Annotated in this window: 6 protein-coding genes and 2 pseudogenes; 7 read left to right on the forward strand and 1 reads right to left on the reverse strand. The window is 67.2% G+C overall.

Annotation, left to right across the window (positions count from 1 at the left end; genetic code table 11):
- Window positions 1-45: 45 nt before the first annotated feature.
- The 4 genes and pseudogenes from carB to recJ all read left to right on the forward strand — a co-directional run bounded on the left by carB (window position 46) and on the right by recJ (window position 6,594).
- Window positions 46-3,288, forward strand: coding sequence for a carbamoyl-phosphate synthase large subunit (carB, locus tag N4G47_RS08105; protein ID WP_107232456.1), 3,243 nt, complete (start codon window positions 46-48; stop codon window positions 3,286-3,288).
- 8 nt (window positions 3,289-3,296) lie between these two features.
- Complete coding sequence (gene greA, locus N4G47_RS08110; protein WP_170272484.1) at window positions 3,297-3,761, forward strand: transcription elongation factor GreA; 465 nt, start codon at window positions 3,297-3,299, stop codon at window positions 3,759-3,761.
- A 3-nt stretch (window positions 3,762-3,764) separates the two neighbouring features.
- Window positions 3,765-4,681 (forward strand): annotated as a pseudogene (locus tag N4G47_RS08115) (phosphoglycerate mutase).
- A 157-nt stretch (window positions 4,682-4,838) separates the two neighbouring features.
- A pseudogene (recJ, locus tag N4G47_RS08120) lies at window positions 4,839-6,594 on the forward strand (single-stranded-DNA-specific exonuclease RecJ).
- A gap of 48 nt (window positions 6,595-6,642) precedes the next feature.
- Here the strand turns inward: recJ and N4G47_RS08125 are convergent.
- Window positions 6,643-7,683, reverse strand: a complete 1,041-nt coding sequence (locus N4G47_RS08125) for a DUF1176 domain-containing protein (RefSeq protein WP_475286363.1) — start codon at window positions 7,681-7,683, stop codon at window positions 6,643-6,645.
- Window positions 7,684-7,900: 217 nt separating this feature from the next.
- On the opposite strand from N4G47_RS08125, the gene N4G47_RS08130 reads away from it, so the two are divergent.
- The 3 genes from N4G47_RS08130 to N4G47_RS08140 are packed head-to-tail and all read left to right on the forward strand — an operon-like array spanning window position 7,901 to window position 11,905.
- On the forward strand, window positions 7,901-10,144 hold the full coding sequence (locus tag N4G47_RS08130) for a type VI secretion system Vgr family protein (protein WP_475286365.1): 2,244 nt from the start codon (window positions 7,901-7,903) through the stop codon (window positions 10,142-10,144).
- 19 nt (window positions 10,145-10,163) lie between these two features.
- Window positions 10,164-11,780, forward strand: coding sequence for a hypothetical protein (locus N4G47_RS08135; RefSeq protein WP_475286367.1), 1,617 nt, complete (start codon window positions 10,164-10,166; stop codon window positions 11,778-11,780).
- A complete protein-coding gene (locus N4G47_RS08140; RefSeq protein ID WP_006441023.1) occupies window positions 11,777-11,905 on the forward strand; it encodes a hypothetical protein in 129 nt (42 codons plus the stop codon). The genes N4G47_RS08135 and N4G47_RS08140 overlap by 4 nt, the downstream gene beginning before the upstream one ends.

Below are 11,905 nucleotides of genomic sequence, written 5' to 3' on the forward strand. Positions count from 1 at the left end.
TGCGATCACTCCCCCTTGTCACGCTGTACTGACTTAGAGAAGAAAATGCCCAAGCGCACTGACCTCAAGACCATCCTCATCATCGGTGCTGGCCCGATCGTCATCGGCCAGGCCTGCGAGTTCGACTACTCTGGCGCCCAGGCCTGCAAGGCCCTGCGCGACGAGGGTTACCGCGTGGTGCTGGTCAACAGCAACCCGGCCACCATCATGACCGACCCGGAGATGGCTGACGCCGTCTACATCGAGCCGATCAACTGGCAGACGGTCGAGAAGATCATCGCCAAGGAAAAGCCCGATGCGCTGCTGCCGACCATGGGTGGCCAGACCGCGCTGAACTGCGCGCTGGACCTGGCCGACCACGGCGTGCTGGAGAAGTACAACGTCGAGCTGATCGGCGCCAAGCGCGAAGCGATCCGCATGGCCGAAGACCGCGAGCTGTTCCGCGTGGCCATGGGTGAGATCGGCCTGGAATGCCCGACCGCCGCCGTCGCCCACACCCTGGACGAAGCGCTGGAGATCCAGACCCGCGTCGGCTACCCGACCATCATCCGCCCCAGCTTCACCCTGGGCGGCAGCGGTGGCGGCATCGCCTACAACCGCGAAGAGCTGGTGGAGATCGTCAGCCGCGGCCTGGAGCTGTCGCCGACCACCGAAGTGCTGGTGGAAGAGTCGGTGCTGGGCTGGAAGGAGTTCGAGATGGAAGTGGTCCGCGATACCGCGGACAACTGCATCATCGTCTGCTCGATCGAAAACCTGGACCCGATGGGCGTGCACACCGGTGACTCGATCACCGTGGCCCCGGCCCAGACCCTGACCGACAAGGAATACCAGCGCCTGCGCGATGCCTCCATCGCCGTGCTGCGCAAGATCGGCGTGGATACCGGTGGCTCGAACGTGCAGTTCGGCATCAACCCGAAGACCGGCCGCGTGGTCGTCATCGAGATGAACCCGCGCGTGTCGCGTTCCTCGGCGCTGGCCTCCAAGGCCACCGGCTTCCCGATCGCCAAGGTCGCCGCCAAGCTGGCGGTGGGCTACACCCTGGACGAACTGAAGAACGAGATCACCGGCGGCCTGACCCCGGCCTCGTTCGAGCCGTCCATCGATTACGTGGTCACCAAGATTCCGCGTTTTGCCTTCGAGAAGTTCCCGGCCGCTGATGCACGCCTGACCACCCAGATGAAGTCGGTGGGCGAGGTGATGGCGATGGGCCGTACCTTCCAGGAGTCGGTGCAGAAGGCGCTGCGTGGCCTGGAAACCGGCAAGGTCGGCTTCGACCCGACCGGCCTGGACCTGGGTAACGAAGAAGACCTGCAGACCCTGCGCCGCGAACTGAAGGCACCGGGCCCGGAGCGTCTGTTCTTCGTCGCCGACGCCTTCCGCGCCGGCATGAGCGTGGAAGAGATCTACGCACTGTCGTTCATCGATCATTGGTTCCTGGACCAGATCGAGGAAATCATCGCTGCCGAAGCTGACGTCGCTGCCGGTGGCATCGACGCGCTGGACGCTGCACGCCTGCGCAAGCTCAAGCGCGCCGGTTTCTCCGACGCCCGCCTGGCCCAGCTGACCGGCACCAACGAAGCGGCCATCCGCGCGCTGCGTCGTGCCCACAAGGTGCGCCCGGTCTACAAGCGGGTGGACTCGTGCGCCGGTGAGTTCTCCACCGGTACCGCCTACCTGTACTCGACCTACGAGGACGAGTGCGAGGCCGCGCCGACCAACCGCGACAAGATCATGATCCTGGGCGGTGGCCCGAACCGCATCGGCCAGGGCATCGAGTTCGACTACTGCTGCGTGCACGCGGCACTGGCGCTGCGCGAGGATGGCTATGAAACCATCATGGTCAACTGCAACCCGGAAACCGTGTCGACCGACTACGACACCTCCGACCGCCTGTACTTCGAGCCGCTGACCCTGGAAGACGTGCTGGAAATCGTCGAACTGGAACAGCCGAAGGGCGTGATCGTGCAGTACGGCGGCCAGACCCCGCTGAAGCTGGCGCGCGCGCTGGAAGCCAACGGCGTGCCGGTGATCGGCACCAGCCCCGACTCGATCGACCTGGCCGAAGACCGCGAGCGCTTCCAGCAGCTGGTCGACAAGCTGGGCCTGAAGCAGCCGCCGAACCGCATCGCCCGCAACGACCAGGAAGCCCTGCTGCTGGCCCGCGAGATCGGCTATCCGCTGGTGGTGCGCCCGAGCTACGTGCTGGGTGGCCGCGCGATGGAAATCGTCTACGGTGAGTCCGACCTGGCCCGCTACGTCCGTGACGCGGTGAAGGTGTCCAACGATTCGCCGGTGCTGCTGGACCGCTTCCTCGACAACGCCGTCGAGTGCGACGTGGACATCATTGCCGACAAGGATGGCAACGTGCTGATCGGCGGCGTGATGGAGCACATCGAAGAAGCCGGCGTGCACTCGGGCGACTCGTCCTGCTCGCTGCCGCCGTACTCGCTGTCGGCTGAAACCCAGGCCGAGCTGCGTCGCCAGGTGGTGGAGCTGGCCAAGGCCCTGAACGTGGTCGGCCTGATGAACACCCAGTTCGCGATCCAGACCAGCGACGAAGGTGCCGACACCATCTACCTGCTGGAAGTGAACCCGCGTGCCTCGCGCACCGTGCCGTTCGTGTCCAAGGCCACCGGCATGGCGCTGGCCAAGATCGCCGCCCGCTGCATGGCGGGCAAGACCCTTGCCGAGCAGGGCGCGACCAAGGAAATCGTGCCGGACTACTACTCGGTGAAGGAAGCGATCTTCCCGTTCGCCAAGTTCCAGGGCGTGGATCCGATCCTCGGGCCGGAAATGCGCTCCACCGGCGAAGTGATGGGCGTGGGTCGCACCTTCAACGCCGCCTTCGCGCGTGCGCAGGAAGCCGGCGGCATCAAGACCCCGCCGATCGGCAAGGCCTTCGTGTCGGTGCGCGATCCGGACAAGAAGCGCGTGCTGCCGGTGGCCAAGGCGCTGCTGGCGCGTGGCTACAGCCTGGTCGCCACCCGTGGCACCGCCGCGTGGCTGCAGCAGCACGGCATGGACTGCGAGATCATCAACAAGGTGGTCGAAGGCCGTCCGCACATCGTCGACTCGATCAAGAACGGCGAGATCGTCTACATCGTCAACACGACCGAAGGTCGCTCGGCGATCAACGATTCGTTCTCGATCCGTCGCGAGGCGCTGCAGCATCGCGTCACCTACTCGACCACCATTGCCGGCGCCAAGGCGCTGGTGGATTCACTGGAATTCCGCGGCACCGGCCCCGTCTGGTCGCTGCAGGAGCTGCACAAGGAGTTGAATGCATGAGAGCCCCCATCACGATGAAGGGCGCGCAGAGGCTGCGCGATGAACTGGATCACCTGAAGTCGGTCAAGCGTCCGAAGGTCATTGCGGCCATCGCCGAGGCGCGCGAGCACGGTGACCTGAAGGAGAACGCCGAGTACCACGCCGCGCGCGAGGAACAGGGCTTCATCGAAGGCCGCATCAAGCAGCTGGAAGGCGAGCTGTCGCACGCCGAGATCATCGACGTAAGCAAGCTCAACGCCGGTTCGAAGGTGGTGTTCGGCGCCAGCGTGACCCTGGCCGACGTGGAAACCGACGAAGAGAAGAAGTACCAGATCGTCGGTGACCTGGAAGCGGACATCAAGCTGGGCCTGATCGCGATTTCCTCGCCGGTGGCGCGCGCGATGATCGGCAAGCTGGAAGGCGACTCGATCGTGATCGACGCCCCGGCCGGCCAGCGCGAGTACGAAATCGTCAGCGTCAGCTACGTGGACTGACGCGTGGCAACGGCGACCCTGCTGTTGCCGGCACGCAGCCGCTTTGCCGCGGCTGCGCTGCCGGACGATGTGGCACGCGCGCTCGGCCGTGCCACCACGCTGCAGGTCGCGCCGGGCGAACGCGCACAGCTGACGCGCCATTTCACGGTCGCCGCGCCGCACTGGCCGGTGGCCGCGTTGACCCGCCAGCGCGACGTCGGCGACGCCGCCGGCGCCAGCTGGCTGCGCGCCGACCCGGCCTGCATGGTGCCGGACATGCATGGCGCACGGATGATGGCCTACGGCGAAACGTTGCGGCCGACGCTGGCCGACAGTCTGGCCCTGCTGCCGGTACTGCAGCCGTTGTTCGCCGACGCCGGTTTTTGCTGGATGCGCCCGATCCCTCGCGCTGGTACCTGCGGCTGCCGATCGATCTGGCGTTGCCGGATTTCGACAGCCCCGACGAAGTGCTGGGCGATGACCTGTTCTCGCACCTGCCCGAAGGCGAGGGCGGTCGCCGCTGGCGCGCGCTGATGACCGAAGCGCAGGTGCTGCTGCACAACCATTCCTGGAACCAGCAACGTTCCGCGCAGGGCCAGCAGCCGATCAATTCGTTGTGGTTCTGGGGCGGTGGCGTGATGCCGGTGTCGGTCAGTACCGCGCACGCGCAGGTGCGCAGCCGCGACGCCCTGCTGCAGGGCCTGGCCCAGGCGGCAGGCGTTGCCGTCGATGGCGAGCAGGCGGTGGATGCCCTGGTCGACCTGCGCCAGCTGCGTTCATTGCAGCAGTTGGGCAATGATGCGATCCGGCCGTTGCTGGCCGCGCTCAAGCGTGGCGAGCTGCAGCGGTTGGTGCTCGATTTCGAGGATGGCCTGCAGTTCCAGCTCGACCGTGGCCAGCGCTGGCAGTTCTGGAAGAAGCCACGCCAGCTTCACGATTGAGCGCCGATTGGATCCGGTAGAGTCGACTGTTAGTCGACTGACGCGCAATGCGCGGGGTTGCCTGCATCCGAGTGAAGTGCAGTCGACTGACAGTCGACTCTACCGGTCGGTTGCCGTGGCGGTATCATCGGCGGGTCTTTCGTAACCGGCGATGCCGATGTCCCTTGCCGCCGAAGCTGTGCAGTCCGCCTCTGATACGCCGATGATCCGCCGCCGCGATGCAGTCGTGCCCGGTGCGTGGCCCGACGGCACGCTGCCACTGCTTGCACGCCTGTACGCCGCCCGCGGCGCACACCCCGGAACTGGCGCTGCCCAAGTTGGGCAACCTGCATGCGCCGGAACTGCTGACCGGCATCGACGCTGCGGTGGGCCTGCTGGTCGAGGCCATCGCCAACGAAAAGCGCATCCTGGTGGTCGGCGATTTCGATTGCGATGGCGCCACCGCCTGCGCGGTCGGCGTGCGTGGCCTGCGCATGCTCGGCGCGCAGCATGTCTTCCACGCGGTGCCGAACCGCATGGTGCATGGCTACGGCCTGTCGCCGTCGCTCGTGGAGGAACTGGCCGCGCTGCAGCCGGACCTGCTGGTCACCGTCGACCATGGCATCGCCTGCCATGCCGGCGTCACCGCCGCCAAGGCGCGCGGCTGGCAGGTGCTGGTCACCGACCACCATCTGCCGGGGCCGCAGCTGCCGCCGGCCGACGTGATCGTCGACCCCAATCTGGACGGCGACGCCTTCCCCAGCAAGTCGCTGGCCGGCGTCGGCGTGATCTTCTACGTGCTGATGGCGCTGCGCCGGCAGATGCGCGAGGCCGGTGTCTTCGCCGATGGCAAGGGCCCGGATCTGACCGCGCTGCTGGACCTGGTAGCGGTCGGCACCGTGGCCGACCTGGTGGCGCTGGACCCGAACAACCGTGCGCTGGTCAGTGCGGGCCTGCGCCGCCTGCGGGCGGGGCAGGGCTGTGTCGGCCTGCGTGCTTTGATCGAAGCCAGCGGCCGCGATGCCGCGCGACTGACCGCCACGGACATCGGCTTCGCGCTCGGTCCACGCCTGAATGCCGCCGGCCGGCTGGAAGACATGGCGCTGGGCATCGCGCTGTTGCTGACCGAGGACCCGCGCCAGGCGCGCGAGATCGCGCAGACGCTGGAGCAGATCAATGCGGAGCGCCGCGCCGTGCAGCAGTCGATGACCGACGATGCCGAGCAGGCGCTGACTCGCGTGGTGCTGGAGATGGCCGGGCAACGGCCGGTGGCGGCCTGTCTGTTCGATGCCGAGTGGCATCCGGGCGTGGTCGGACTGGTCGCGTCGAAAATGAAGGATCGCCTGCATCGGCCCGTCATCGCCTTCGCCCCGGCCGAACCCGGTGCCGACACCCTGCGTGGCTCGGCGCGCTCGATTCCGGGCCTGCATATCCGTGACGCGCTGGCATTGGTCGACGCACGCCATCCGGGCCTGATCGAACGCTTCGGCGGTCACGCCATGGCAGCCGGCCTCAGCCTGCGCCTGGATCACCTTGAAGACTTCAAGGTGGCCTTCGTCGCCGTCGTGCTGGAAATGCTCGACCCGGCGGCACTTCAACAGCAGGTGCTCAGCGACGGCGAACTGGCGGCGGACGAACTGGACCATCGCCACGCTGATGCGCTGCGTCTGGCCGGTCCTTGGGGGCAGGGCTTCCCCGAGCCGCTGTTCGATGGCCATTTCGAAGTGGCCAACTGGCGCGTGCTGAAGGAACGCCACCTCAAGCTGGAACTGCGCCTGCCGGGTGTGCCCGGCACGATCAACGCGATCCATTTCGGCGGCTGGCATGGCAATGCGCCGAGCCGCCACGTGCACCTGGCCTACCGGCTGGCCTGCGATGACTATCGCGGTGGCAGCGCCATCCAGCTGATCGTCGAGCACTGCCTTCCGGCGTGAGCGGCTATGTTGCCTCGCGCATCGGCATGCGCGAGGCCGTTGTCAGGCTCAGTGCTGGATCCTGCTGACGACGGTGGGCATTTCCCATGCGCCACCGGCGGTCACCATCCGGCACAGGCCGGAGGTGGCTTCACTGGTCGCCACGAAGCGCTTGCCATCCCAGCCCCAGTCGGCGGTCCAGCCGCAATCGCCGAGGCCGCGCCCCTTCTGCCAGGCGCTGATGGTGGCGCCGTCGTTGTCGGTCCCGGAGGTGGTCACCAGCACCGGCTGGAACGGCGCCTTGTCGTTGGCCACCCAGAAGCCGTAGCCCTCGTTGTACGCGGCGCGCCAGCACAGCGTCGACACCAGCACCTTGTCCTTCGACAGGCGGGTGACGCTCAGCTCCTGCGGCTCGCTGACCAGCGGATGGCCTTCGGCGCTGATCGCGCTGCAGTCGTCGCCCGGCGTCGCGCTGCGCAACGCGGCGCGCAGGGCAGGCGACTGCGCCAGAGCGGCATCGCCGGGACGCGCGGGTGCCAGCTTGGCCAGCGTCACCACCGGCACCGGTAGTGCCGGCACTACCTTGCCTTCGCCCGCGCTTCCCTTGCGCATCAGTGCGCCCGTGGTGCCGAGGCGGCCCTGGAACTCGTCCATCTTCAGCAGCACCGCCGAGGCGCCGCGGTCGGACAGCGTCCAACGCTGCGGGCCGTTGCCGATCACCACGATGCGGCTGCTGCGGGTCAACGCGGCCAGCAGGGCATCGGTCTGCGCGGCGGAAAGCGTGGCGCCGCCGCCCTGCAGCTGCAAGCGGCCCAGATCCTTGCCGTTGATCTGCAGCTGCGCCTGCGCCGGGGGTCTTGGCGAGTCCTCATCGTACTGGCCCAGCAGCAGCTGCGCCTCGACGCGCTGGCCCGGCCCAGCGGCGCGGGTCAGCAGTACCGACACGGGCGCCGCATCACCTTCATCCTGCTGGTAGCCCGCCGCGCGACAGGTGCGGATGTTGTCGCAGGCCAGGGTCCAGTCGTGGTGGGTGAAGGGGAAGGGCGCCGAAGGTGCGGCAGCGGCCGGCAATGACGCGGCCAACAGGACACAGAGATACAGCGGGCGCATGACACATCCTTTTGAAAGCGGGCGCACATGGTGCGCCTCGGACGCCGCCCTGAACAGCCGTCACACACCCACATATCTGTGATCAAATTCGCACTCCCTTCAATTTTCTTAATCAATTCATCTCCTTATCCAGAGGCAGGTGCGTCAAAAAGCTGGCGCATGGCACAGGTCAATGGCAAAGTCGGGCCACGACCAACATGGGACGACGGAACGCCCGATGTACGCCGAATCACTGCTTCCCGGCGCCGCGCTGCAGCGCCTGCACCAGGACCGACGCCTGATCCGCGTCGACACCGCCTTGGATCCGGACACCTTCCTGGTCAAGCGCTTCGAGGGAAGCGAGGCGGTGTCGAACCCGTTCAGCTACCGCATCGACCTGCTCTCGATCCAGCCACGGCTGGAGCTGAAGCAGCTGGTCGGGCAGCCGCTGCGCCTGCAGCTGGGCGACGAGTTCGGCAACCGCAGCGTGCATGGCTACGTGCGCGAGTTCGCCAGCACCGGCCAGCAGGCACAGTTCAGTGCGTATCGCGCTGAGCTGGCGCCGTGGTTCGCATTCCTGGACTACACCTGCAACTGCCGCATCTTCCAGGACCGCACCGCGTTGCAGATCGTTGAAGAGGTGTTCGCCGGCTACGCGCAGCTGGCGAAGTTCCGTTACGACCTCAACGCCGGCAAGCTGGCGCCGTTGCCGTACTGCGTGCAGTACAACGAATCGGACTACGCCTTCGTCAGCCGCCTGCTGGAGGATGCCGGGCTGTACTACAGCTTCGTGCACGATGACGAAGGCCACACGATGGTGATCAGCGACGATTCCACGCTGAGCACCGTGCATGGCGAGCCACGCTCGATTGCCTTCGTCTCCGATCAGGGCACGCTGGCCAGTACCGGCCTGCACCGCTGGGGCGCGCGGCGCCGGGTCGGGCCGAGCGTGCAGACCCTGCGCAGCTTCGATTTCAAGCAGCCCAGCCAGGCGCTGGACGGCAACCAGGGCAACCAGGTGCCACTGGGCCTGCTGCCGCCGCTGGAGCAGTACCGCTACGATGGTGCAGCACGCTTCAGCAACAGCCGCATCGGTACCGCGCTGGCCAATGTACGCAATGAAGAGGTGACCTGGCCGACCAAGCTGTTCGAATGCGCCGGCAATGCCGGTGAGCTCGACGCCGGCGCCTGCTTCGAACTGGAGCGACACCCGGATTTCATCGGGCGCGACGATGCCGATCGCAGCTTCTTCGTGGTCAGCGTGCAGCGCGAAGGCCATAACAACTTCGCCGCCGATTTCGGCAGCGCCGAAGCGCCCAGTGTGGAGGTGCAGGCCGAAGTGTTGCGCCGGCGCATCCCGTACCGCCCACTGCGACGCACGCCGTGGCCGCGCATGCCGGGCCCACAGACCGCCACCGTGGTCGGCCCGCCGGGTGAGGAGCTGCATGCCGACCGCTACGGACGGGTCAAGGTGCAGTTCCACTGGGATCGCCAGCTGGACCGCCGCGAGAACGCCTCGTGCTGGATCCGCAGTGCCAGCCCCTGGGCCGGCGCCGACATGGGCGGCGTATCGCCACCGCGCGTGGGCCAGGAAGTGATCGTCGACTTCCTCGACGGCGACCCGGATCGCCCGATCATCACCGGCCGCGTCTACAACGAAGACAACATGCCGCCATTCGGCATGGAAGTGAGTGGCCTGAAGTCGAAGACGGTCAAAGGCGCCGGCTGGAACGAGATCACCATGCACGATGGCGCCGGTGGCGAGCTGCTGAACATGCGCGCGCAGCGCGACATGGTCACCACCGTGCTCAACGACCAGAACGCCAGCATCCAGAACAACAAGTCGACCACGGTGGCGGTGAACCACACCATGGGCGTGGGCGCCAACCAGGACATCAGTGTCGGCGGCAACCGCGGCATCACCGTCACCGGCACCGATACGCTCGGCGTCACCGGTACCCGCACCACCAACGTGACCGGCGCGGTGACCGAGAAGTACGAGACCGGCGAAACCAAGACGATTGCCGCCGCCGGCTACACCGAGACCATCACCGGCGATTTCAAGACCACCCTGACCGGCAACTACACCAGCCAGCGTACCGGCACCTGGACCGAGACCGTCACCTCCACCTCCAGCCGGACCGTGGGTGGCCTGGTCACCGAAACGCTGCAGGCCGCACGCAATGTGACCATCACCGGCCAGGACAAGCGCAAGGTGCAGGGCAAGGTGGACGACAGCAATGTCGGCGAGCGGGTGATCGATGTCACCGGCAATTTCAGCCAGGACGCCAGCGGTACCCACAGCCAGGGCTCGGACGGCGCGATGAGCCTGGAGTCGGCGGTGAAGCTCACCAGCAAGGTCGGCGGCTCGGTCATCGAGATCACCGACAGCGCGATCAAGATCACCGCCGGGGGTTCGGAGGTGGTGATCGATGCCGGTGGCGTCTCGGTCAATGGCAGCGAGATCAAGCTCAACTGCTGAGCCGCACGGGAGAAACACGATGCAGGACACCCCCATGCTGCGCGGCCTGAACGCATTGCGCGATGCCTGGCTGGAGGCAAGCGCGGACAGCAGTCGACGACTGCTGGTCTGGCGCTTGCCGGCTGCCGCAAGCCGCTTGTTGGCAGCGTTCTTCGAAATGCAGCGCCACGATGCCGGGCGCGATACACCGGACTACTTCCTGCGCATCGATACCGCCTACGAACTGGGCTTCCGCTACAGCCGGCAGCTCAAGCAGGATCTGCTGGAGCGCTATGTGGCCAGCCAGGAGGATCTGCGCGCGCAGCAGGTGCCGCTGGGCTGGCGCGGCCCGCATGAAGGGCATCCGGACAGCGCGCAGGGCGTGGTCGAGGTGCTGGAAAGTTTCATCGATCACCACGGCGAACATCTGCGCCTGCTGGCGGCGGTGCTGGAGCCCGAGCGCAGCGTGCCCGGCGAAGGTTTCGAGCGCTGGGTGGACGCCGCGCTGGCCGCCGGCCCTGGCCCGCGCCTGCGTCTGGTACTGGTGGATACCGAGGAGGATCCGCGCTGGCAGGCGATGCTGGAGCGGCACGGCAGGATCGCGCGTGTGGTCAGTGCGCCGATCGACATGTTCGGCATTGCCCGCGATACCGCCGCGCAGTCTGGCGGCCGCGGCCCGGATGTGCTGTACCGGCAGCTGCTGGCCGACCTGATGCTGCTGCTCGAACGCGGCAGCCCTTCCCAGGTTGTTGCTCGCGCAGAGCGCGCACAAGGGCTGGCGCAGCGGCAGGGCTGGCAGGACCAGCAATCGGTGGTGCAGATGATGGTGGCCGGCGCATGGTTGAAGCACGGCGATCACGGCCAGGCGATCAACAGTTATCGGCAGGCGCGCAGTGCGGCCGAAGGCGCACGCATGAGCGGAAACCCGGCTGCGCCGGAACTGGTGATGCAGAGCTGGTTCGGCGAGGCCGGTTGCTGGTTGGCCGCCAAGCAGCCCGAGCGTGCTGCGCAGACCTACCTGCAGGCCTCGGCGTCGGCGGCCAGCATTCCACATCCGATGTTCGCGCTGGAGGGCCAGCGCATGGCTGGCTGGTGCCAGTTGCAGGCGGGCCAGCGCGAAGCGGCACGCACCCAGTTGCTGGAAGCGATCCGCATCGCCAAGCCGCTGGCCCCGGCCGACCGCAAGGCCACCACGCTGCCGCAGGCGCTGTGGGACCTGCTGCAGCTGCAGGACGCGCGCCGCTGCGAATCGCTGCAGCAGGTGGCCGCCGATTACCTGCAGGCCAGTACCAGCCTGCTGGAAAAGGCCGATGCACAGGGCCGCGCGCTCGGCCCGCGACCCGCACGGCCGGCGCTGGACGCCATCGACGCGGAGCTGGATGCCGCGCTGGAGCGTGGCTTCCACCGCGCCCAGCAGGAGCGCGAGCGGTTGATCCAGGGAGGCGACGAATTCTTCCGCAAGATCGTGGCCGTGGGCCGCGACTTCCTCGACCCGGGCTGGAACGGCCTGCCGGCCATCGAACACCCGCTCGATCACGAGATACCGGTGTGGAGCGAGCCGCCGGCGATGCAGCCGTTGCCCGATCCCAGTGGCCTGCTGCAGGCGTCCGTGGCGGCGCCGGCCGGGCCTGCCGTTACAGGAGTGGCTGTTGCATGAAGTCGAACAAGACCGTGGTGATGCTGGTGGCCATCGTGCTGGGCATCATCGTCGTGACCTGGATCAGCGCCGAGTACCGTGACGAAGTAAAGGCGTTCCTGCGCGCGTTGTTCCGCGCCTTGTAA

The organism is Stenotrophomonas sp. GSD10 (assembly GCF_056172695.1).